The sequence below is a fragment of the Microbacterium sp. bgisy189 genome, assembly GCF_965345345.1.
GTDB lineage: Bacteria > Actinomycetota > Actinomycetes > Actinomycetales > Microbacteriaceae > Microbacterium.
This window is the reverse complement of record NZ_CBDRMZ010000001.1, coordinates 354,768-378,372: the sequence shown is the minus strand read 5'-3', so window position 1 is coordinate 378,372 and position 23,605 is coordinate 354,768. Positions and strand designations below refer to the sequence as shown.

General features: G+C 65.3%; 10 protein-coding genes. 2 read left to right on the top strand and 8 right to left on the bottom strand.

Annotated elements, in window-relative coordinates:
* Positions 1-70 precede the first annotated feature (70 nt).
* From ACSF8R_RS01830 to ACSF8R_RS01800, 7 genes are all read right to left on the bottom strand, one after another.
* Positions 71-5,494, bottom strand: coding sequence for a DUF4011 domain-containing protein (locus ACSF8R_RS01830; protein ID WP_434810134.1), 5,424 nt, complete (start codon positions 5,492-5,494; stop codon positions 71-73).
* 1,208 nt (positions 5,495-6,702) lie between these two features.
* Positions 6,703-10,149, bottom strand: a complete 3,447-nt coding sequence (locus tag ACSF8R_RS01825) for an SNF2-related protein (RefSeq protein WP_434810133.1) — start codon at positions 10,147-10,149, stop codon at positions 6,703-6,705.
* A gap of 4 nt (positions 10,150-10,153) precedes the next feature.
* A complete protein-coding gene (locus ACSF8R_RS01820) occupies positions 10,154-12,112 on the bottom strand; it encodes a DUF262 domain-containing protein (RefSeq protein WP_434810132.1) in 1,959 nt (652 codons plus the stop codon).
* Positions 12,069-16,094: an Eco57I restriction-modification methylase domain-containing protein gene (locus ACSF8R_RS01815; protein WP_434810131.1), complete on the bottom strand. Its 4,026-nt coding sequence runs from the start codon at positions 16,092-16,094 to the stop codon at positions 12,069-12,071. The genes ACSF8R_RS01820 and ACSF8R_RS01815 overlap by 44 nt, the downstream gene beginning before the upstream one ends.
* Before the next feature lie 14 nt (positions 16,095-16,108).
* Positions 16,109-17,227 carry a hypothetical protein gene (locus ACSF8R_RS01810; protein WP_434810130.1) on the bottom strand — a complete coding sequence of 373 codons (1,119 nt, stop codon included), beginning with the start codon at positions 17,225-17,227 and terminating at the stop codon, positions 16,109-16,111.
* The gene (locus tag ACSF8R_RS01805; protein WP_434810129.1) at positions 17,227-17,823 is read right to left on the bottom strand and encodes a hypothetical protein; all 597 of its coding nucleotides are present in this window, start codon (positions 17,821-17,823) and stop codon (positions 17,227-17,229) included. The genes ACSF8R_RS01810 and ACSF8R_RS01805 overlap by 1 nt, the downstream gene beginning before the upstream one ends.
* Complete coding sequence (locus ACSF8R_RS01800) at positions 17,823-19,229, bottom strand: hypothetical protein (RefSeq protein ID WP_434810128.1); 1,407 nt, start codon at positions 19,227-19,229, stop codon at positions 17,823-17,825. The genes ACSF8R_RS01805 and ACSF8R_RS01800 overlap by 1 nt, the downstream gene beginning before the upstream one ends.
* Positions 19,230-19,511: 282 nt before the next feature.
* Here ACSF8R_RS01800 and ACSF8R_RS01795 point away from each other — a divergent pair, with 282 nt between their 5' ends.
* Positions 19,512-20,519: a sigma factor-like helix-turn-helix DNA-binding protein gene (locus ACSF8R_RS01795; RefSeq protein ID WP_434810127.1), complete on the top strand. Its 1,008-nt coding sequence runs from the start codon at positions 19,512-19,514 to the stop codon at positions 20,517-20,519.
* Positions 20,520-20,546: 27 nt separating this feature from the next.
* Here the strand turns inward: ACSF8R_RS01795 and ACSF8R_RS01790 are convergent, their stop codons facing one another.
* Positions 20,547-20,897 carry a hypothetical protein gene (locus ACSF8R_RS01790; RefSeq protein WP_434810126.1) on the bottom strand — a complete coding sequence of 117 codons (351 nt, stop codon included), beginning with the start codon at positions 20,895-20,897 and terminating at the stop codon, positions 20,547-20,549.
* A 465-nt stretch (positions 20,898-21,362) separates the two neighbouring features.
* Between ACSF8R_RS01790 and ACSF8R_RS01785 the strand changes: the two genes are divergently transcribed.
* The gene (locus ACSF8R_RS01785) at positions 21,363-23,603 is read left to right on the top strand and encodes a hypothetical protein (RefSeq protein WP_434810125.1); all 2,241 of its coding nucleotides are present in this window, start codon (positions 21,363-21,365) and stop codon (positions 23,601-23,603) included.
* Positions 23,604-23,605 lie beyond the last annotated feature (2 nt).

Here is a 23,605-nt window from a genome sequence, read left to right as displayed (position 1 = left end):
AAGCACTAGCCTATGCTTTGCGAATAGAGATGTCACCGACCCGAGCACCGACACAAGAAACCCACCGCATCTACTCGGGCAGACTGCGGTAGACCGCGGAGAGCCGTGCCTTCACCAGAGCACCCAAGCGGACGATCCCGAAGACCTCCGCGGTTCGGCGAAGGACTCCTTCGTCGTCCAGCGTCGGTGCGAGCTGCCGGACTGCGATCATCGCGTTCCTGATTTCTTCAGGGGCGACTTCATCCAGTGACCGTGAGCCGTCCTTGTCGGCGCTCCGGTAGCCCTCCCACGTTTGCGGGTCGAGCACTTCGGGCCATGCGAATGCCCCCAGGCGGCTCTTCTTCAGGCGGTCGCGCGGTACGAGCCGCGCGATCTCCTCAGCGCGCGCTGCGCGGACCGCGTTGAGCCCGAACCGTCGAGCGACGATGCGCGTCAGACGAGCGAGTTCGACCGGACCCTCGGAATCGATCACATCGAGGATCTGCGCCCGAACTGCCGCGGCCGAGGAGCGCCGGGGCAGATCGTCGAGAACTTCGCGTGAACCGACGACGTTCGCGTGCGCGGGGACGAACACCCCGTCTCGACTCGCTCGAGCTGATTCACCTGATCCGCTACTCGAGGATTCATCCGCGACCGCTGGCTCGGCTACGTCGGGAGCCGGCTCGTCTGCGACCGGCTTGATGGGACGCACGAGGTCGACTCTCGATACGCCGACATCTATCGACCTGAACTGCGTGGGCTCCAACGCCGTCTCGTCAGCAGACACGTCCGCAGCGGGCTCCGGAGTCGGCGCAACGGGCGGAGCGGGGTTCGCCTCTGCATCCACCTCCGCGACGGTATCCGGCGTAGCGAAGGCTTCTTCGGCAGCATCCATCTGCTCGAGAATCTGTGCAACCACGGTCTCGCGGTTCTGCATCCACATGGGCCACCAGATGCGCGCAACCGCGGGCCACCCCATGAGGCCGCGCAGGACTTCCAGCGGCAGAACGTCACGATCCGACACGGTGGAGCGACGCGTCCAGCTCTCCCCGTCGAGGAGCACCGGGAGAACCGGCCGGTCGGGCGACTCGGGCCGTGCGAGCACGAGGTCGAGCCGGAAGTTCGACATTCCGACATCGGTCATGACGTGAAGTCCCGCCGCGCGTAGCGCCTCCGCGATGTCGTCACGGTGACGATCGCGAATCGCAACCCGACCGGGCGCCTCGATCGCGGCGCCTCCAGAGCGGGCCGCATCGACCAGGAAGTCCTTGAAGTGCTTCGGACCGTCGTATGCGGAGCCTTCCACGTTCAGGTCTGTGGGGTCGAAGCTGCAGAAGACGATGTCCTTCCGCCGCGCTCGCGTCACCGCGACGTTGAGGCGCCGCTCACCTCCACTGTTCGAGAGCGGGCCGAAGTTGGTCGGGATCCGGTTGCTGGGCTTCTGCTTTGAGAACGCCACCGAGAAGATGATGATGTCGCGTTCGTCGCCCTGCACCTGCTCGAGCGCCTTGACGAACAGGACGTCGTTGCGACCCATCTTCTGTTCGTCCATAGCCGCACGGATGCCGCGGTCGTTGCTCTGGATGAGCAGGTCTTCAATCAGTTCCCGCTGGCGCTCATTGAACGTCACGATCCCGATCGATGGCTTGCGCTCTCCCGCCGCGGCGATCAGTTCGCGCACGGCATCGACCACAGCGAACGCCTCTGCCGGGTTGGTGTTCGCTCCTGCCCGGATGCCGCCCGCCAGTTCGATCATCTTGCTGCCGGCGCGGAGGTAGCGACCGTCTTCGAAACCGGCGGGCACAGTGGTGTACCCACGTGCCTCGGCGTGGGCGTCCGGGCCGGGCATCGCCACCCGGCGGAACTCGATTCCCGTCTCGGATGACAGCAGCGTCGGCGTCGGGAAGCTCGACAGATCGCCCTTGTAGTACTTCCGGTTGCTGAAGGCGATGAGCTGCTCGTCCTGGCTGCGGTAGTGCCAGCTCAGGCTCAGCGTCGGGACGCGGGCGAGCTCGCACTCCGACAGGATCGATTCCTGATCTTCGAGGATCTCATCGGCGTCAGCGTCCTCGATCTCCTCGTCACTCGCGCCGCCACCCACACGACGCGTGGGCGGCATCTGCTTGCTGTCACCGACGATGATGGCCGCACGAGCTCGACCGAGTGCGCCGATTGCTTCGGGCACCGTGATCTGCGAAGCCTCATCGAAGATGACGAGGTCGAACTCCATCAGCTGGGGGTCGATGAGGTCGACCACCGACGCGGGGCTGGCGAGCACGAGCGGGGTAAGCTGCTGCACTGCGTCGCCGAACTTGCGAAGAATCGCCCGCGTCCCGAGCCGACGAGTCGTCTTCTCGAGCTCTCGCTCCAGCCCACCGGTGTGTGCGCCGCGACCGCCGCCCCCACGACGCTCGAGCATCGTATTCGGGGCGTCGGTGACCCACTGGGCGCGCACCTCCGTCTGTGCGGTGGCATATGCCTCGACGCGGTCGTCGTGAGCGACGGCGTCGAAGCGATCCAGCCCCGAGGTACGCGTACGTTCTGCCAGCGAGGCGGCCGCAATGCCGCGCGCGAGCGCGTCTTCGACCCCATCGGCAGGCAGTTTGCCGTTGAGCAACTGCGCGCGAGCATCCTGCAGCCTCGCGGCTCGCATGCACTCCAAACGCCTCACGAGCGCGCACCACTGCTGCAGACCCAGGAGCCGCTCGTAGTCGGCGTCGCGCTTCCACTCGTCGGCGTGGCGGCGTGTGGCCGCGCTCAGAGGCTCGCCGGACAGCCACTCTGCGAGGTCATCATCTTGAACGACGAGCTCGCGTATGACCGTCGCCCACGCGTCCGCGAATGCCCGCAGGTGCTCGAGCTGACCGTCGAGCTGGCCGGCCTCAGCGAGCGCGCGCACGCGTAGCGTCCAACCGTCCGATCCGCGAAGGCCGGAGGTCGCAGCAGCAAGCTCCGCGAGGCGCGCGCGCGCGCCCCCGAATGCACCAGGCGCGAAGGGGTTCGAGGGCACCACATTTGCGAATCCGGGGATCGCCGCGAGCGAGGCGCGAATCTGCGCCGCAGTGTCACGTGCGGCAATGAGACCTTTGAGCAGGTCGGGCGCGGACGCAGCGGTGACTTCGAGCCCGGCCGGAGCGATCGCCGCCAGAGGCGCGAGCGCGGCCGCTTGCCGCGCCTTCCGCCCCATGAATCCCGAGGCGGTCGCCGCTTCGAGCGCTGATGCGATCGAAGGAAGGTCGAGATCGATCACCCCGTGCGGGAAGCCTCGCAGGCTGGGGCGCCACCCCTCAACTGCCTGTTCGCACCCTGAGAGGGTGGACGGGGCGCCATCGACCCACTGAGGGTCGAGCACCCAACCAAGCTCTGCCCCGCGCGGCAACGCAGGGTTCGCGGCAAGCACGAGAGTCTCGAACTGACGCGGGTGCGTGATCTCCTCCAGCGCCGCTCGGAGGTCACCCTGCGCAGTATCGGCCCACCGGACACCGGCGAGGATCTGCTCGAGCGCACCGCGAACCAGATCAACATCGAACGGATCGCCCGCGCCCACTCCGGCGAATCGCCAGGGGTGGTGCGGCCGCACCCGCGCTGCACTCGTCCATCGCTGCACGTCATGGAACGTCTCGCGCACCGCTCCCAGGCTCTCCGCGTGGTGCGCGACCGACTCGATCGGCACGGGGATGACTGCGCCATCGCCGAGGACGAGGAGCTCGTCGCGAGCGCTGTACGCCGAGTGACCTGCCGCATTGCGCGCATGAAGGGATGCCGGGTACTGGGTGAGTTCGAATCGAGCGTTGCGGAGTCGGCGCCGCGCGCCCTCCATCGCCAGCGCATCGGGGTTCACGCTTGCGTTGAGCGCGCGCTGCAAAGACGCTCGCACTTCGACCGAGTTCGAGCCCTCGTGGTGCAGATTGAGCGTGAAAGGGCTCAGCCCGATGTCATCGAGGCGGCGTTGCACGACAGCAAGGGCCGTGCCCTTCTCGGCGACGAACAGCACCCGCATGCCGGATAGCACACACTCGGCGACCATGTTCGTGATCGTCTGCGACTTGCCGGTGCCGGGAGGGCCCTGCAACACGAACGTCCGACCCTGTTTGGCCCAGAGAACGGCGCGCTTCTGCGTCGAATCCGCGGGAATGGGGGTCTCGAGCTGCTCCACCTCGTCGACCGACGGATCCGCGGACGCCGCAGCGGCGGCATCCTGGAACTCCTCGGTCGGCGTCTCGACAAGGTGACGGATCATCGGTCGCTCGAGGTAGCGGTCCGCATGGGTGTTGAGGTCTTGCCACATTCGGAACGCCGAGAGGTCGAGCGTCGCGAGCCGGGCTTCGGCGAGCACCTGCGCCTGGAGCGTGCCGCTGTGCCCGAGCAGCGCATCGCGAACGTCCGCGATGACCGCCTCGACGTCGATGCCCGCTCGGTCGGCGATCGGCTCTGCGAGCCCCGGGATCGTCAAGCCGTGTTCGCGGCGCAGCCATTCGATAAGCGCTGCGTTCGTCGTCGTCTGCTGTGTTGCGTCGAGCGACAGCGTGAACTCCTGACCACCGCGGGTACCTACCAAGTTGACAGGAACCAGGATCAGAGGCGCGTCGGCACTCTTGCCCGGCGAGTGCTGCCACCGAAGGATTCCGATGCACAGGTAGAGCGGGTTCATGCCGCGCTCTTCGCGAGCGGTCTTGGAGTTGTGGGCCATCGTGCGCAATTCGCGGACGGTCGGCGTACCTGTCACCCGGTTGTCGACGATGCGAGTCCGCTGCACGTACAGCTTTCGATCCCGCATGGCGCGGGTGAGGTCGGACTCGTCGTCCGAGTCACCGGAACGCAGCATGTTGTGGGCATTCACTCGCCCCTGAGCAAGCCAAACTTCCGGCAGGTCTGAGCCACCCCGCACCGTGAAGGTCTTGTCCTGGTTGAGCATGTCCTCGAGCTCGCCGAGTGCCGCTGCGGGTACCGCGACCGGCTGCACGCGTGCGTTGCTTCCGAGGTTCAACAACGCGTTCGTCGCGTTGAGACTGAACAACGACGACTTCCAGGTGCGGTAGCGCGGCGGGTGCGCGTCAATGCGGCGCTCCCGGACTGCCGCCTCGGGAGCGTCAGCCTCAACGACGGTGACGGCGGCGGGGACGTTGACGCGGTACTCATATATCTCCGTGTCCCCGTCGGGCCGTTCGATCACGGCAGGGAGCGGTGACACGCCGAGCCCGCGCGCCAACGCGACATCGATGAGCGTCACGTCATCCGTCGCGATAGCCATCCGCGCTTCGGTACGCGCGGCCGACGCATCGAGGTTCTTGCCCACGGTGAACGCAGTGGTCTCGATCACGCCGAGGTATCCAGAATCGACGAGGTTCGTGATTCGAGAAGCGTCATCGACGATCGCCTGACCTGGATACCACGGGGGCACACCGTTCTTCCCGCTCGTTTCGGGATCGCGTCGCCAGAAGCCGACGAAGATGTGCCCGGGTACAAGCAGGAGGACAGGGTTGAGGCCGACATCCTCGATGACTGCGGCAGTCAACACGGTACTGTCCATGCACGTCGCCAAACCTCCGTGCGCTACATCGCCGTGGTCTCGGATCCGCTGACCGACACCCTTGTAGTCCCAATGGGGCGGAGGTTCTGAGTACGCGATACGGCGCGCGCGAAGCGTCTCGTAGATAGCCGTGATGGACGCGTCTACTGCCCGCGGGACATCATCGCCGATCAGCTGGAAGGCGTGGAAGGATGCCTCGCCTGCTTGACGCCCGCGCAGGTCAGCCGCCTCGCGCGCGAGAGCGGTGATTGAAGGATGATTCGGCCGCACGAACGATGCGAGAAGAGATCGCGCGAGCCCGCTGCCGCGCACCCGCCCTTGCCGTGCCCGAAGCGGATCCCCACGCCAGTTCCACAAGTCGCGCGGCTGAACGTCGACGGCTTCGTCGATACGAGCGACCGGTTGATCCTCAACCTCGAGAACGATCTCGCAAATGGCGCCGCGCCGGTCATCGACCTGCGACATCACTCTTGCTGACAGAGGTACGCACACGTCGCGGACTCGAACGGCGCCCGCCGGCAGCTCGCCATCGTGCACAACCGTGGTCCCAAACACGATGTCTGCATCGCGAAGCGTCACTGTGAGCCGAGCGTGTTCCGCGGGTTCCGCGAGCTCGACGACGACATCGGCGATCTGCGGGATGCGAGCATTGGCCGAAGCCCACGACCACTCCGGACTGATGTCCGCACGCAGTCGCGCGATCGTGGCGGGCTGCGGGACCGAAGGGGCCTCGGTATCCGGCGCTGTCGAATCCGTGACCACCTCAACGGCGGCAGGCTCCGTCGAGGGCGCGTCGACCTCGGATCGGGCAGAAGGCGACGCCGGCACGACTGTCCGGTACCAATGCTCGCGGGCACGCTCAAGGCATTCATCGATGAACCGCGCGCTCTCGAGTTCGCGCGCCGCAGTTCCATGGATCACGATCTCGTAGGAACCGTCGAGCCAGGACTCATCGATCGACTGAACGAAGGGCAACGCGCGCGCCACATCGACGTCGCCAAGGAACGGCAGGACCCGCAGTTCATCGCCCTCGACTTCAGCGAAGGCGAAGGTGCTCTGCGACTCCTCGAGAGCCATCCATCCGCGCGCGTCATCGCTGACCACGTCGACTTGACCGGGGCGCGAAGCCCCGAACTCGAACACGCGGAGCGCGAGCTCCGGGTTCACATTCCCTGTCACGCGCTCCGCCTCGGTCACTGGTCTCCCTCAGCGCTTCCCGAAACCGCCATCCAGGCGATCAAGCGAATGTCGTCGAGCTCGATTACGGGCAGAGGCTCCACCTTCGCCGCCGGCTGGATGCCGAACTCGTCGAGCACACCGATGATCCGGTCGACCTTCTCGGCGTTCGTGCCGCTTTCCTGCAGCACGTTGCGCATGCGGTTCTTCGCCTTGGTGCTGGGCACGGAGTTCAACCGTCGCAGCACCTCTCCCTGCCTCGCCGCACCAAGGTGCTGTCCATGCCGGAGCACGAGACCGGATGCCTCACGGAATGCCCGCGGAATCGCGCCGGCGATCGCATTGGGGTCCGTGCTTCGCATCCACTCAAGGTGCGCGTCTTCGCGAGCGACTGCCCATGCCTCGTACGCGCCGCGGAACGCTTGGTCCGTGAGTTCGCGCTCCCGGTCGGGCCGCCCGGGGTCAGCTGAGTCAAGCGAGCGCAGCGTGTCGTCCTCCACCCGCAGATTGCCGTCTTCATCCACGGCCACGTTCCAGGCGGGGTCCGCGTAGACGTTGCGGAACCACACGCGTGATTCGCCTCCCTCGCCCATGCGCATGCAGAACACATAGACGTTCTCGGCGGCCTTCGGGTTCACGAATCCGCTGCCAACGCCGTGCGGAAGGTCCTCCAGCTGTCCACGCAACGCAGGGTCCGCGGCGAGCGCGTTCGACAGCCGACGTCGATACTCCTCGCCGGATCCAGCGGCCGAACCGCCGCCCTCGTTGACCAGCACCTCGATCTCGTGCGCGATCAGGTCGGGATCGTAGTGATCCCTCGGAGCGAATGCCGACACTCCGGGCAGGACAACTCCCGTGCCCACGGCTGCATCCGCTTGCTTGAGCTTGCGGGTGAGCGTCTCTTCGAGGTGCAGGAACTCATCGAGATGCTCGGCGGGGAAGAAGACACCGAGATGGATCTCAGGATGCTGACTGCCGATGCGATCGACACGTCCGTGTCGCTGAACAATGCGCATGGGGTTCCACGGCAGGTCGTAGTTGATGATCTCGGCCGCCTGCTGCAGGTTCACGCCCTCGGCGAGGACATCCGTGGTGAGAAGGATGTCGTACTTGTCCGCGTCGCGCGGGTTGCCCTCGTCATCCAACCGGCCCGCTGTACGCGGGGCGAATCCGGCGATCGCCGCGGCTCGCGCGATCTGGCTCACTCCACCGGTCTTGCCCGAGGCGTACTCACCGATGATTGCAGGGGCGAGCCGGCCTCGGTAGGGCGCCAACGGGTGCTCGTCGCCAATGTTGTCGAGTGTCTCGGCGAGTCGATTGTGAACATCGCGGATCGTGTCGGCATACGTCGAGAAGATGATGACCTTGCGTCGGTCCTCGGACGAGATACCCCGCGGGCTGACCGGCGCTGCTGCACTGGCAATCACACCGAGCTCGTCGAACAGCCGCTGCGCCTTCGGCTCCTGGCCGTGCGCGGCGTCGAGCGCCAAGCCTCGCAGCTCACGAATGAGCGTGAGATCTCGCTCGACATCGTCACGCAGGAGGTCAGCGTGGAAGTCGGATGCGGGGGTTGCCTGGTGTTCTGCGTCGGAGTCGAGCCCCTCGACGATCTCGTCGAGGTCTTCCGATTCGGAGTTGACGTAGTCGCGCAGGGCACCTCCGATCAGCACGTATCCCTTGTCGAGCGCCGAGAGGAAGGACTCGTGCGTGGCGATGAGCACTCCGAGCGTGCTCGCGAGCGCTCGGGGCGAGGACTCGAGACGCTTGAGCAGCGCGGATCGCAGAAGTCCCATGTTCGTGACCTGGGTGCCGTCAAGCTGCTCCGACTTGAGGTAGGCGCTCGGCGCATAGCGCGAGAGCAGCAGCCGGCGGTCGTCGGCGCGGCGCACGGTGAAGGACGCCGCGTGCGCTTCCGCCTCAGGGATGTGGAGCCCGTATGTGACGGCGTCCACCAGGGCTTCGCCGGGCGCGTCGAGTTCGTAGTCGACCCGGCGAACCACCGCATCGGGGAACTCGACGGCGATCTTCTTGCCCCCGGGCCCGGCGATGGTCTCGCCGCGATAGTTCTCCTTCACGAAGCGCCGCGTGCGTCGCACCGCGACCTGGTCCATGAGGTCGAACAGATGGCCCGGAGTGAGAGCGTCCGGGTCGAGCTTCTGCGCGTGCCTGATGTACTGACGAATGGACGGGATACCGATCGAGGCGAATCGCGCGTCGTCACGGATGAAGTACTTGACGAGCGTCTCGAGGTCGATGAGCGAGTTGTTGACGGGGGTCGCCGTGAGCAGCACGACCTTCTTCGGATGCTTGCCCGCGAGGATGATCTTGTCGAGCGCTTCTGAGCGAGCGGCGCTGGCGTTGCGCAGGTTGTGCGCCTCATCGACGATGATGAGGGCGGCATCTTCCGCACTGTCGGCGAACTCGTCGTGCCGCGGGTCGTCCGGGTTCATCCGGTTGCGGATCTCTTCGTAGGAGTACGCCTTGACGCGTCGGCTGAGGTCATAGCGATCCAGGATGGGCTCCCACACACTCGACTTGAGCGCGGCCGGTGCGGCGATCAGAACGCGCTGGCGACGTTCCTCGGAAGCGGCGGCGATGACTTCGAGAGCGAGGTATGTCTTGCCGAGACCGACCTCATCCGCGACGAGCACACCGCCGATCTCGTCGAGAAGCCGCTTCATGCGCTTCACGCCATCAGCCTGGAACCGGGTGAGCTCGAAACGCGTCGGCCCCGGCTTCTCTTCGTCGAGGTGAGCGCCATAGCGCTCCCACAGCATTCGAAGGAACACCGTCCAGGGCGTGTGAGGCGCCCAGAGCGACTCATAGAGAGCCGCAAGGTCGTAGTCCTCGGCATCGGCCCAGCACTCCTCAAACCAGTCGATCACCTGAGGGGTCGACCCGTGCGTGCCCGATGCACCGACATTCAGCTCGGCGTTGCGCGTGAGACCGGCGAGTGTGAGGTTGCTGGATCCAGCGAGGAACGCCGGGTGCGTGGGATGCTGACTGATGAAGGCCTTTCCGTGAAGGAACCCGCCCGTGAAGCGACGGATCTCGACGACGGGCTCGCCCTTCTCATCCGCAGCGCGCAGCCACGAGACCAACCGCTGTGCGGAAGACGTAGCTTTCAGGTCAAACCCGAGAGAATCCCGCTCGGCCTTGAGCCAGCTGTCGTGATCTGCCAGTGCCGATCGCAGCCGGTGCGTGGCGGTCTGGTCGGGTTCGAGACGGATCTGAGGATCGGGAATGGGTTCCGCTCCGAGAAGGATGCGGATGCGCGGAAGCCTCTCGAGCTCATCCGCCAGGAGGAGAAAGCCTGCGGGATTGAGGTATGCAGTGGCGATCGCGGCACTCGGAGGTACGGCGAGCGCATCACGATTCACGCGGAAGAGTCGGCTGATCTCCTCGCCGACCGTCATCTGCGGCGCGATCCGATTGGTCGCGAAGACGGGAAGCTGCTCTGTCACTCTCTCAGCCCTTCTCTGCCCGTGCACGTTCGTACTCTTGCGCCTGGATGGCGGTGTCGGGTCCCGGCCAGATAGCGATGATGTCGTCCGTGAGCGCTTTCGACCGCGCAACGATGTCATCCTCAGTCCACTCAGCTGCGTGGTCGTCGACGATCTCCTTGTTGAGGACCAGCAGGCTGAACGACTGCAGCAAGGCGCGCTTTCCCCTGCCCGCCTGCCCTCCCTGGCTCATGCCCTCCGCCGCAGCGTCGGTCCACGGACGATTCGACAGCGAGCTGTTGAGCGATTGCGTCGTCAATGTCAGGTTCCCGAGCCGGTTCACGCGATGATCGCGCTTCTGCGCGGCCTCCTGGTCGAGCTTCGGGTCGGAGTCCCAGTTCGATCGCCACTCCTGCGGCATCACATGCTCGATGGACAGACCGCTCGGGACGGGGACGCTCTCGTGCATAGGGGTGAGCGACCGCCGGTGGTGTTCGATCTCTCCGAGCACTGCCCGCAATCGGGACTGCTTGATCTGTCCGTAGATCTTCAGTGTCGGGAGCATCTCCGCGAGCTCCTCATCGGAGGGCCAGAAGCGCGAGTCAGCCGTCTGGGCTGACAGGTAACGGTGAAGTGTCTGCCCGGACTCGGCGGGGTCGACGGCGGCGAGTTCCTTGAGGATGGCGATCATCAGCCGGTTGACGTCCTTCGACGTCAGGCGCAGTAGAGTCCGGCGGATTGCCCAGCTCGAGAGTGCTTCGAGCCCGAGCGCAACCTGTTGGTCTGGGATGCCGTGATTCTCGGAGATGAACCAGAGGAAGACCGGCATCGTGGCGGCGAGCTCCATCGCCTCGATGACCTGGATTCGGAATCGACCCGCAGCCGTGGCCGCCTCGAGCGCAGCAAGGTTGCGATAGGTGTCGGCGTCGGCGCGCAGTTCGCGGAGGAAGGACTCGGCGCTGTCGACGTCCTTCATGCGGCTCGACGCGTAGTCGGTGAAGAGGCGGAAGACCAGGTCGGATTTCACCTCGTCGAGGGTGCGCATTGTCAGCCAGTACTGAAGGAAGATGTCGACTCTCGAGCGCACGAGACGACCTTGAGCGATCTCTGCGCGCCACCACTCGGTGTCGAAGTCATCCCAAACGTTCGAGGCCCAATAATCGACATCCGCGCCGATCTTCTTGCCCTCGCGGAACACCCAGTTCTTGATCAAATCTGCCTTGAGGAGCGGCGTGCCCCGATCGTTGAGCGTCTCGAAAATCAACTGGGAGTCATCCTCTTCGCTCAAGTCGATCGTGATGAACATGAGTCGACGCGAGAGCGTCTCGCAGAGCTCGGCTGCGCGCATTGCCTCGTCCCCTGGAGGAAGCTCTCCCATCTCATCCGGCGCCCCAGACACCCAGCGCTCGACCTCGGCTACAAAGAATCGGTGCGCCTTCACTATCTGGTGCGAGGTATCTGCCGGCGCACCCGTCGGATCCATCGCACTCTCAAACGCGGATCGGTCAGCACGCGATGGCCAGAGCTTGAACCGCTCCGGCGTGCCCTTATAGCGCGGCTGGCTATTGAGGATGAGATCGCTCAAGACCTCAGACTCGTCTTCGAGCGCTCGCTCCGCCATGACCTGCTCGGCGGCGTCGAGCAGGATCTGCAGCGTTGTCAACCTCTGCTGCCCATCGATGACGTCGTAGTGGTCGATCCCCGCGGCGCGCGCTTCTGTCAGCTCAAACACGACCGCGCCGAGAAAGTGCGACGCAGTAGGCGTGCGCTTGTCGTCGTCAGTACGGATGTGACTCTCGGCAACACGCACGATGTCGTCCCAGAGCGGCGCCCACTGCTCTTCCTCGTTCCATACGTACGGGCGCTGGTAGGGCGGAATCTCGTAGTGGACCTTGCTGTCGAAAAGGTCCTTCGCGCTGGCCTTGTCTGGCTTCACCATGTCAGCGGTCCTTCCATGCGGCGTAGTGCGCGAGCACAGCGTCAAGGCGAGGTTGATAGTCCCATCCGCGGTGGAATGTCTTGAAGATGTGCTTCACCTGGTCCTCCGTAAGGCCGTATAGCAGAGAGACGAGGGCGTCAAGTTCGGCGATCAGATCGGACCTAGTTGGCGCATCGTTCGCGGTGCCAACTTCGACCCCGACCTCATTGGCCCACGTGCGGTATCGCTCATCGACGGCTGCGAGACGCCCAGCAATTTCGACCACCCTGCGTGCCCAGAGCGATCCGTCCGGTCGCGACGGTACGGGAAGCGCGTTGAAGATGTGCAGGTTCATGTGCAGCTCGACATACTTGCGGGCATACCAATCGAGCGGAACTGTCGACAGCACCGCCAGCAAATATGCTTCGGCACGCGCGTCGCCGTCGTATCGGAATACGTACGGAGCTGCATTTGTCAGGAGCGTATTCGGCGGAACAAGTGCGGCGATGCTTGTTCGCGTGTTCGTCGCATTCGTTACGTCCCGGAACGCGATCCGCGGGGATCGAAACGGGAGCGTCGCAGGGTCCGATGACCAGGTCGACCCCTTCCCAAAGAACGCCGACGACTTGAGCCCCACCTGACGCTGGCGCTTGGCCTGAAGTGCGGCCTCGACCGTGGCGGGAGCCGACCATGCGTACACTTCGGTGGTCTCAGGGGTCCACAGGTCGAAGCCCGCACCGCCACGAACTGGTAGCTTGCCGGGCGCGAATTCTCCGTCGTCGAATGTCGAACGATCGTTTGTGGCATGGAACTCAGCGACCGGTCGGAAGTCCCACCCCGTCCGCCGTGAATCCAGACGAGGCGAGGTCCGCAACTGCGCGAATACCTCGACGCTTGCCGGATCTGGAAGGTTCGGCAGCGCCGCCGTACCACTAGCTGCCGTGAGCGCTTCGAACGTCAGCTCACCGAGCCCGTCTCTTTGGCCGATGAACTCCGATTCTGAGTAGAACGGCCCGGCCATTCGGATGATCCCCCCGGTGCGTTCAGCCCTTTGGATGGCGCTAAGCGCGAAGGAGTATCGCCCATCGACATTCTCAAATACCCAGTTCCCGCTGTTCGTGAGCGTCACGACTTCGGTGATCGCTCGCGGCATGACCGCAGCACGCCAACGTCCATTGCCTGCGGCATTCATGAGAGAGCGCGGAGTCACCAGGGCAAGAACTCCCCCGTCCCTCAACAACTGCCAGAATCGCCATGCGAACGCCTGGTAAAGGTCCACATCCCCAGTGCCGAGTCCCGGATACGGCCCTGACAGCAGGACCTTTCGCAACGCGTCGACCGCATCGACCTCGCGCTGTAGCTCAGCAAGCAGATCTGCCCGATCGACACGCAGCCGCGCGATCTCGGCCTTCAGCTCAGCGGGCTTGAGTCCAAGAAGCCCAGGACGAACGCGGAGCCAGAATTTCGGCTCCTCAACCATGACCTCTTCCCAAGGGGGGTTGCCTACCAGCACATCGAAGCCCGCGTTGTCGCGCAGAAATACCTCGGGGAAGAGATACGGCATGTGTGCGGGGCTCAGCCGAGTGGCGGTATCCGCCACTGCCGGGTTCGAGACGAGGTCGTCGAGATCGTCGGTCGTGAGGATCGCTTGCGCCGGCACATCCCCGATCCGGACCGCGACTGCTGCGTCGAAGATGCGGCGCACCGTCTCACTCGCTTCCTTCGCTTCTGCGAGGAGCTTGGCACCGGCTTCTACCTCCGACTTGTCGGCCTCGCTTGCGGCAGCGAAGTCAGCCAGTCGGGTTTTAGCGCGGGCAAGCTCGTCGAGAATCACGTCGTCGAAGAACGTCCCCTGACCGGGAGCGCGCTTCGGGTCGAGAGCGTCGAGCGCCTCTTCGATCGTGCCGATGCCAGTCAGAGAGTTGCCGAGCACGAGTCCGTGGTCGAGGCTCGACATCGGGAGTCCCGGAACGAACGTGTGGATCCACAGCGCGAGACGCGAGAGCTCGACGGCGAGCGGGTTGATGTCGAGTCCGTAGATGCAGCGGCGCGCGACCTGGCGGCGAAGCAGCTGGGCCTCGGTGATCGCCCCGGCCGCTTCGACGTCATCGCCGAGCGCCTCTCGCGCCTTGTCGGCGAGGCGCGCCAGCTCGGCACGGACGCGCGGCATATCGGTGACGGTGAGGAAGTCGCGCATCCCCCGCTCGATCTTGTCGACGGCGGCCACGAGGAAGTGGGCGGAGCCCATGGCGAGGTCTGCGACGCGGAAGTCCCAGAAGAGATTCGCGGCCTCGCGCTCCTTGCCCTCCTCAACCAGTACCTTGACTTTCTGGAGGTGCGCGCCGAGCGCGGGTTCGACCGAGCGCTCGATCAGGTGGTCGACGACGATCTTCGGAGTGAAGTACGACCCGGTCGCCTTCCGCTCCCCCGATGCCGAGTGGAAGTACGGAGTGCCCGCGAGTGCCGAGATCGCATCGCCCTCCTTCGCAGGCACGAAGGCGCCCTTTGCGTCAACCGTCAGGTTCACCTCGGCAAGCGACAATGACGACTCCAGCAGTCCCTCGTAGATCGTGCCGAACTCGCGCACCTGCAATGACCGGAAATCGACGGGTCCGCGGGTTCCGTCCTCGGTTACTTCGGTGAGCATCGCCTGAAGTGCAGGACCAAGAACCGAGTCGGGTAGCGAGAGCTTCGTCAGGAGCTCCCCTTCCTCGGTCGCAGGGTCGAACAGACTCCCTCCGTAGGCGGGCACCTCCCACTGCTTGTTGCCGTTGAAGATCGCATCCCAGACCTGCACGAGGTCGAGCCAGACCGAGGAAGACGAACCGAACTCGCCGGCATCCGTATCCAGGTTCTCTTTCACGAACTTCTGCAACGAATTCGCGTCGTAGTTGGGGTTGCGACCTGCGGGCAGGAGCTCGCTGTCTTCGCCATAGGCCTGGAAGAGGATCCGGAAGAGGATCCGAAGTGTCAGGGCGTAGGCGACCTTCAGCCCGTCCGCGTCGATCCGAAGCCCCAACTGCGGCAAACGCTGCGCGATGGCGATCGAGAGCGCAGGAACCACGCCCTCGTAAACACGATCGCGAAGGTTCGCCCCCAGCTCGGCCGCGTAGCGTCCGGAGCCGTCCAGGATCTGGTCGGCGGACCCGCCCTTCTCAAGCGCGTCAGCCGAGAAAATTAGCGGGAGCAGTGCGGAGAAGGTCGGGTCGAGGAGCGCCAGATCGAGCTCGAAGTAGGTCTCCGACTGACCGCGCTGGCCGACACCGACCCCGTCACGCCCGGGGTACAGTCGCAACGTCGATTGGCGCATGACGACCAGCCACGGCACCTCCTCACGGCCCGCCAGCTCCAGACCATGCGCGACCGGGGACAGCTGATACGCCGGGCTCTTCTGGTCGAAGTTCTCGCTCTCGTCCAGCAGCACCGCGATGGCGCGTCGAGAGCCAGAAGCGGCACGGAGCACCAGCGCGCTCCCCGACGCATTGCTCACCGGGTCGGCGGTGAAGCCCAGCGCTGAGATGAGTTCCTTGCCCTGCTTGGATAGCATCGGCTCCGCTGCTGCCTGCGACGCAGCCCAGTCGGCGCGCCGCGGGACGTTCACCCGAAGGTGGTAGCTCGCGAACAGGAACTGGTTCGAGAAACCGACCGCCTCGCCCGAGCTGAGGGCCCGCTCGACGGTGTTCAGGCGAACCTGCGCAGCCATCACGTTCGGCTCGTCGAGCACCGACTGCAGCTGCCGCGTCGCAGACCCCACCGGTGCGGGGCCGAGCACATCACCCGAGCCGGGGTATACCCAAGCTGACTCGCCCTGCACCGCGACGACCAGCACGGGCATCGCCGTGTTCGCGCCGCGTGTCTTCCACGCGGCATCCATGAGCGCCTTCGTCGGCCGCGCAGTCGCTGTCGCGACCGCGACCTGCACCTCGCCCACGTCGCCCGTGTCGTCCTGACCGAAGACCACCTCGACCGGCGTCAAGCCTTCGGGCAGCTTCGTCGTCCATGGAATTGTGCGCGCGCCAGTGAGCTGCACCGCTGCTCCCCCAGTCATCTACTCGATCTCTCCTAGCCCAGGTGACCCGGGAACCACGTCTTCGGTGTCGCGACTGCGATGCGCGACGTTCCGGTCTCGTCGAGGTACAGCACGTCGCCGTAGTTGGTCACACGGATGGTACCCCCAGGCTCCATCACTCCGACCACGGCGTCCTCGATCTCACGCGCCTGCGCGGCGCACTCCGCTCCCACCGTATCGCTGAGGAACGCTCCCGAATCGATGTCGACGAGCCTGTCGTCGCGGACGTCGTAGAACCTCTTCACCAGGAATCCCCGGGCGGTCTCCCCCGCGGGATCCTCGCCCGTGTAGCCGAGGAGGCGCTCCTGTCCTTCGACGAAACCGCCGATTGCGCCATCGGACGCGACCCACAGGTCACCGAGCGGACGAGGAGAGGTCCACTGGCGCACCTTCTCGCGGAGGTCGCCGGCGATCTCGTTGCGAAGCGAAGCCCCCGTCGAGATGTCGACCACGTCGCGAGTCTTGGTCACGCGGACACGCCGGTCGGGGAGGTCGCCTCGCCAACGTGAGCCGATCGGCGGCCGGGGCTCGTCCGCCAACGGTTCAAGCGGGATCTCAGCCGGCGGCTCGGCCGCGTCAGAGACCATGGGATTCGCGATAACGGCCGGATCCTCGGCGCCTGCCGCCTGGTACTGACCCGTGCGGATCCGATCGATCCGCTTGATCATGCGAGTTGCCGGACCCGCAACCCCCATCGAAGACTTGGCTCCGAAGTCACGGAGGTATTCGGCAGCCTCCCTCAGCTGCAGCGCCGTCGGCTCGTCACCGAAATGCATCCATGTGTTGCGGATGTCCATGAGCTTCTTCGACAGATTCAGCAGCTCGAGGGTGGCGGGTATCACGTCTCGATACACGCTCTCAGGAGCGAGCCGGAACTCCTTGAGGAAGAAGCTCGGGTCTGCCGGCGACAGCCTGCCCCTGACGTGGACCGGGTCCTCCGCCTTGCGCCGCGCGACGTACTCCTCGAACCACCGCGCACCGTACGTCGGTGAGAGCGTCGCGTGGCTCCGGTTTGCGAACTCGAGCCCAAATCCCCGCATGAGCGAGAAGTAGCCCTTCATCACCTCGCCGTAGGTGTCGCGCTCGGGGTACTCCACTACATATGCACCCATCAGTGAAACGCCTCCACTCCACCCTCACGGCCGAAGCCCTTCATGATCGGGATCACCCGTGTAATCGCGAATGCGGCGAAGACGGCTTCGAGCCCATCCTCCGCCACCGCGAAAGCGGGGTGCTCGCGGTACTGGCGGGGCTGCGGCCTCAGGTCTTCATATGCCCCGACCCGAGCGCCGTGAGACAACAGGAGGTCGGCAGCATCCGTGCCCGCCAGTTCACTCAGCTCCTCCCAGGTGACCGACGCGAGCGACGGGTAGCCGCGATCACCGTACTTGAGGGTGCGCAGCAACGCCACTCGCGTGCCGGCGCCGGCATCGGTGAGCGTCATGCGCCCAGCAGCCTCAAGCCGGCGATACGCGTCCGGGCCGGCGAGGAAGTCGAGGGGCTGGACGTCGGCAGAGCCGTCGTCCCACACCGCGCATCCGATCGTCATCCGCAGCCCGTCGCTCGACTCGATGACGGCCTCGCGAAGCTTGCCGTTCTGCTCGGCGCCGCCGCGCCCGGCTGAAACCGGGACGCCGCGGAAGTCGACATCCTGGCCGCGCATGGTGATCGCGACCAGGCCGACGTTGAACTCGATGTCGTCAGTCATCAGGCGGCCTCCCCCGTGTTCGCCGCGAGCAGCAGCGTCGTGTACGTGTCACGCACCATGGTGTACGCAGGCCCCGACTTTCCGACCTTCTGCGGGTCGAAGTCACCCATCTGCATAATGCCCTTGAAGCGCTTCGCGATTTCGTCGAGGTTGTCGTTGAGGAACTCCGTCGGGTCGGTCTTCCACGCTATCGTGCCGTCCTCGCGCCGCTCGAGCAGCGCCGACAGACCGTACACGAGCGGGACGATGAAGCCCTCCGGGCTCGCGTACTTCGCATCCTGGTTGGTGAACCGGGTCTTGTGAGGAGCCTTCGCGTTGGCGGGGTTCATCTTGCTCACCGCAGTGATGCGGCCGTACTTGCCGTCGTTCTTGTTATAGGCATCCGGGAACTTGCGATAGATCAGCTCATACAGCTCCGGAATCTGACCGGCGACGGCGAGCGCGCTGAACACGGGGACGTTGTGGAGCTCAGCGACGGCGCCATGCTCCTTGGTGACCACCGGCGAGCTCATCAGGCGCTCGAACCGCACCACGCAGTCGCCCTTATTGCGGTAGAGGTTCTGCGGAAGAGGTGCGCCGACGGGCTTGCCGTCGTCGGCCGCCGGCATCGGATCCAGCATCCCGAGCGGAATCCAGGCGAGAGCGACGATGTCGGCCACCTTGATCGGCTTGGGGTCGCCCTGCTGCCACTCGACGCGCTCGCTGATGTAGGACGGCAGCGTCTGCTTGAGATCGTCGAAGTATCCGCGCTTGTTGGCCTTCGCCTCGACCTTCAGCTGCACGTTGTTGTTGCGCGCCGCGCAGATGTCGAGGAGAGACGCCTCGAACTCCTCGGTGACGACCTCGTCGTCGGGGTCCGAAGGCACGATGAGCTCGACGGGGATGAGGAAGTCGAGGTCTGTGGTTCCGCCGTCGCGCACCTTGGCCCGCAGGGCATCCACGGCCTCGGCCTGCTCGTGCCACAGGGTACGGAAGTCGTCCCACACCTTGACCTTCTTGATCGCAGCGTCCGGCACGCCCGCCTTGGCGAGAACATGGAGGCCGATCGCCAGCGTGTTGTGGCCGCCGTCGAGGATGCCCTCGATCTTGCGCTTCTCGAAGTTCACGCCGATGCGCTCACGGTCGAGCCGGCGATAGCTCGACGCACCGAGGAGGATGCCCTTCGTCTTGAAGGGAAACTCGCTCGGGGTGTTCTCGATCGACTCGCGGATCGCGGCAGTGACCTGCCCCACCTTCGAGGAGCGCGGGTTCGCCTCCAGGTCGATCACATCGATGACGGGCACGAAGTGCCGCGCCGGAACGAAACCCGAGAACCGGGTGATCCGCTCGACGGTCTGCTCGACGAGCTTCTCGAACTTGATGACCGCGTGGAACGCGGAAAAGGTCGTTGCGTCAGTGGTGTTCATTGCTCGTCCTCTTTCGTTGAGGAGAGCCTCTGGAACAGAAAAGCCGGCTCGAGGCCGGCCTGCGCTGCTGCGAGTCGATGGTGACTCTCCAGAAGCCCTGCCGGGTTTCTTGTGTGGTGACGCGGCTCCGTCCGGAGTCGCCATGTGGTGCTTTCCGCCGGGCGTTTCGGCCCGACGAGTTGAGCATGACACACACAGCGCTCAATGCACAAGTAGTATTTTGCTCTGCGCATAGTCTATGGTGATGCCAGACGTTATCGACCAACCCGAAAGCAGCACGCGATGAATACCCTCAAACCGATCACCGATCGCAATCAGCGCATCCTCGACCGGTACGCGGATGGCGCGACATTGCAGGAGATCGGCGCGGAGCTTGGCGTGACGCGCGAACGAGTGCGTCAGATTGTCGTCAAGCTCGGTGGAGCCAACGCCGAGGCATCCCGCGCTGCGCGCCAGGCCGCGAAAGACGCGGAGGCCGGGCGTAGGCGCGACTCGTTCCTCGACCACTTCGGCGAGATCGCGTCTGAGCTCGCGCACCAAGGGTTCACGCGCACCGAATCCATCTCGCGGCTTGCGGTGCTGTTCCCGGCCATGGATGTGGATCTGGCGGAAGACGCGCTCCGAGAGTCGGACATCGTCTTCGATCAGAACAACGACGCCGACATCTTCTCCAACGTGGCCCTCGAGGCGGGCGTGTGGTTTCTGCTCAGCGCCGAACTTCGACTCAAGCCCGATCACGCGTGGGCCGCCGCGAACCTTTCCCAGGACCTGCTGGACGAGCTCGGAACGCACCTCGTCGAAGCCTCGGTGACGCGCGAAGAACTCGCGACGATTCTGGCGCGGATCGGCGCAGCTCAGCGTGCGGCGCTCGAAGATCCGACTCTTACGATCACCGGCGCTCGCTACAACGAGCTGCGAGGCGAGTTGCTCGACGCCATGGGATTGACCTCCGCCAAGGGCGCTAAGCCATGGCCGCCCACTCGTCAGACGATCCAGAAGCGCTATGACGGTTGGAACGATGCGCTCGCATCCATGGGTCTCGCGACGGCGAAGAAGGGTCGACAGAAGGGGCTCCTCACCTTCACCGAGGAGGACTACGCGCAGTCGATCACCGACTTCATCGCCGACGCCACGGCGTCCGGCACCCAGCAGACATTCGCGAACTACGACAAGTGGGTCAAGAAGCAGGGTGCGGCCGGCATCCGTCGCCCCTCGCCGGCATCAATCCGCAACTTCTACGGCGCCTGGCTCACGGCGCTTCGGAGGGCATCGCGGTCCGTGCCGGCCTAACCGGGGCCAAGCAACCGACGGGGCCGTCTACTTGGCCGCTGCGGCCGCACCCTTGAGCACCTCTAGATCGGAGCGCAGCGCCTGGAGAACGGAGCGGGTGACTGCGACGACTCGCGAGGGCGCGTCGAGAAGCGCCCAGACAATGTCTGACGTCGGCCGCGCGATCGCTTCGCTGATCTCGAAGACCGACATTCCGTTCAGGTACATTTCGTCGACCGCGTCGAACGCGGCGTCAGGTTCGAGCACCATCGTGCTCTCGCTGGCGGCATCCACGCCATCGTCGGGGACTCCGAGCAGGTGGAAGCCGATCCGGTGAGCCGCAATCCTCGGAGTGACGGTGACCGCGCGTGCGATCGAGGCGACGTCCAACCCGACCATGTACAGACTGACAAGCGCATAATCACGCGCTACCGCGTCGAGTGCGGCTGTCGACTCGAGCCGCCCCACCGCACTTTCGGCCGCAGAATCTGACTCGCCTGGCGTCGCTGCCGCGGCGACACCGGGGCTGTCGCCCGGCTCCGCTGAAGGCGCAGGCACGGCTTGCTCTGGGATTGCAGGACCGACGACGATCGCAGGCTCATCGCCGCGGCCGCCGTCGTCAGCCGGCGGCGCACTCGACGATCCGGCGAGGTGGAGAACTCCCCCGAGCGGCGCTGCACCGAGGAGCGCACCGTCATATCCCTCAGCCCGAAGCATTGCCCGCGCGTCTGCCTCGCTTGACGTCATGCAAGCGACCTCGCCAACACGGCCGTCGACGTCGACGGTCTCGAAGACGAATAGCTGGCGCATCAGGACTCCACTCTCGCAGATTCCCAGAAGACGGCGGAATCGTAGACTCGATCCGTGTCTGACAAGCCGCTCGTCGTCTTCGCCCGTCGTGATCCGTCTCGCGTCGGCAGACTCCTGTCGAAACCCGGAAAATCCCTCGACGTGCGGTGGGAGGACGGCTCGACCGAGACCGTCGTCTCGGGCGAGTTTCTTCAAGCGCCGCTCGGAAGCTCGCGATTCATCCAGCATGTTGTGCCCGAGCGTTGGCAGGAGCTGTGGTCGCAGGACGAATCAGCCGCCGATGTGCTTGTGGTGATGCTCGCGGAACAGCCGAGCTCGATGGAGTGGACCGACCTTCGCAAGAAGGCAACCGACCTGCTCCCGCGCGGCGCGATCGATCAGAAGCGATGGGATCGGCTTCGCGGCCGTCTGCGGAAGCGAATCGGTCTCGGGCCTGGACCCGCGTCGAAATTGCGTCTCGGGCCCGACGTCGAGGTCCCCTCTCTCCTCCCGGCGGATTGGCGGGACCGTTGGGGTCACGTCCTGAACGACGACGCGAGTCCGAACCAGGCAGGCGATCCAGAAGTCACTGCAGTGGCGCCTGCCGTCGAGCAGAGCGGCGCCGATGACGCCCGCGATGCGGACGCTGACCGCAAGGACGAACCCGACGCGGTGTCGGTTCCTTTGACGGGCACGTCGGCGCCGACGGCCGATTCGCCTGCCGATGCTGAGTCGAGCGACGAGTCCGTCGCGACCCAGACCAAGCCCACACGGAAACGCTCCCGCAAACGGCGTGCGTCGGGCACGGACGACACATCAGCGGAGCCCGCGGCTCCGGAGACTGTTCCCGCCCGTACGTCTCGCCCTGCATCCGAGGTGCTCGCGGAGCTCAAGAAGGCGACAACCGACGGAGACGCGCGCGAAGGTCTCCTGCGAGAGTTGCGGTCGACGGATGTGAGCCCGCTCGACGCCTTTGCCGCTGAACTCGTCTTCGGCGGGAGCGTTGCGAGCGGCCTGGCCAAGACACTCTTCGATCAGCCCGCCGAACAGCTGCGACCGCTGACACTCTCCGCTCAGTCGGTTCGCGCCGCACTCGGCAAGCTTGACGCCGCTGACCGTCGCAGGGCTTGCACGTCGCTGCTCCTCACCGCGGACCTGCTGTCCAAGGATTTGCTTGCTGAGTGGGTCACTGATGAAGAGAGCGTCAGCGTCCTGAATGCGCTGTCACGGCGCATCCGCGATCTGTCGTCGACGGAGCGCCGAACAGCGCTCCCACACTATGTTCGAGTCGTGCTAGCGCTGGCCGAGAGCGCACCACATGATCGCCTCCTCGAGGCGAGCCCGGTACTAGCGCTTCTTGCAGAGAGCAGCCCCGAATGCACACCTGCCGCGGATAGCCTCGCTCACGCGATGGCGCGTGCCTTGCGGAAGCACGCCGCACCCGTCGAGTCGCTCGCTGCGACGAAGGAGCCCCTGTCGCTCCTGCCGCTCACCGCCGAGAGCGGCCGGTTCCGGTTCCTCGTTGCATTGCCCGCCGCCGATCCTGCGACCTCATCCGAAGGTTGGCTGCGGGGCGTGGGCGCAGACGACCTTCTTGCTCTCCCAGATTCGGAAGCATCTCGGCTCACCCGAGTCGATTCGTGGCGAGCGCGGATTGGCGAGATTTCCGAGGAAGCAGTCGCGTCGGCCTCAACCCGTAGTCGACTGCTGCGCTTACTGTCCGTGAGAGCCGTCGCGACAACTGTCGACCCCGCCATCGCGGTGTCCGCGATTCGCCGCGTTGCAGGTGTCGATACTTCGGTGATGGCGTGGCTTAACGGACTGATTGAACGCGAGCAGATCGAGGGGCTGAGAGGCGAAGTTGCACAACTCGAGAATGCGGTCGAGGCCGCCTCTAGTGAACTCGCCGCCCAACGTGCGCGAGCCAACCAGGCGACCGAACGCGCGCAGGCCCTTCAGTCGCAGCTGACCGATGCCATCCAATCGCAAGGGACTGCCCACGATGCGGTGATCGTTCAGGCCGAGCGCGACGCGTACCGTGCGCTGGCACGCATCCTCGCGACTGTCGGAAGCGAAGCGCGCCGACTGGACGCGGATCAGTTGATCACGCGACTCCAGCAGCTCGTGAGGATTCAGGGAATCGAGCCGATCGGCGCAGCCGGCCAAGAACTCGCCTTTGATCCCGCGCTGCACGACGCGCCGGGCGGACGACCCGCCCCCGGTACCAGCGTTCATGTCGGACGGCCCGGGTACAAATGGATTCGCGAGGACGCTGAAGAAGTCCTCGTGAAAGCGCTGGTCGCGGTCGATCAATAGGC

Coding starts and splice junctions, on each gene's coding strand:
- ACSF8R_RS01795 (WP_434810127.1), top strand. CDS start 19,512: ATGAATACCCTCAAACCGATCACCGATCGCAATCAGCGCATCCTCGAC.
- ACSF8R_RS01800 (WP_434810128.1), bottom strand. CDS start 19,229: ATGAACACCACTGACGCAACGACCTTTTCCGCGTTCCACGCGGTCATC.
- ACSF8R_RS01790 (WP_434810126.1), bottom strand. CDS start 20,897: ATGGTCGGGTTGGACGTCGCCTCGATCGCACGCGCGGTCACCGTCACT.
- ACSF8R_RS01810 (WP_434810130.1), bottom strand. CDS start 17,227: ATGGGTGCATATGTAGTGGAGTACCCCGAGCGCGACACCTACGGCGAG.
- ACSF8R_RS01815 (WP_434810131.1), bottom strand. CDS start 16,094: ATGACTGGGGGAGCAGCGGTGCAGCTCACTGGCGCGCGCACAATTCCA.
- ACSF8R_RS01805 (WP_434810129.1), bottom strand. CDS start 17,823: ATGACTGACGACATCGAGTTCAACGTCGGCCTGGTCGCGATCACCATG.